Source organism: Bartonella sp. TT110JLCBS, from assembly GCF_042193405.1.
In the GTDB taxonomy this organism is placed as follows: Bacteria; Pseudomonadota; Alphaproteobacteria; order Rhizobiales; family Rhizobiaceae; genus Bartonella.
In genome coordinates, this window is the sequence record NZ_JBHILT010000329.1 from 1 (window position 1) to 521 (window position 521).

Consider the following 521-nt stretch of genomic DNA (forward strand, 5'->3'; position numbering starts at 1 on the left):
CACAATTCAATTCTGATGGTAGTTCGTCAGAAAAGAAGATCTATCATGATGTAGCAGGAGCTTTTGATGGTGTCAGTGATGGTATGACGAGTATCAACGAGCGTATTCATGATGTTGAGAAGAATGTGGCGAGTAATGGTTTGAATTGGAATGAAGAAGAAGGCGCGTATGATGCGAAGCATGATGGTAAGTCGAGTAAGATTACGAATGTATTGGATGGTAAGATAGAAGAAGGCTCGCAAGAAGTTGTTAATGGTGGTCAGCTTTGGAGTACGAATGAGAGGGTAAAAGAGGTTGAAGACAAAGTAGATACGATAGATCAACATGTGAAAGATATTGAAGTAGCCGTAACGGATGGCGTTGTTTCCTATGACAAAGATAGTGATGGGAAAAAGACCAATAGCATTACGTTAGTAGGAGGCAATGACAGCGAACCTGTTATGATAGACAATGTAGCGGCAGGCAAGATTGAAGCAGGTTCTCAGCAAGCTGTTAATGGTGGTCAGTTGCATGATTATACT

Annotated in this window: 1 pseudogene; it reads left to right on the forward strand. The window is 41.3% G+C overall.

Features of this window, described 5'->3' with window-relative positions:
- Window positions 1–521: pseudogene (locus ACFILW_RS11155) on the forward strand (hypothetical protein); the annotation flags it as partial.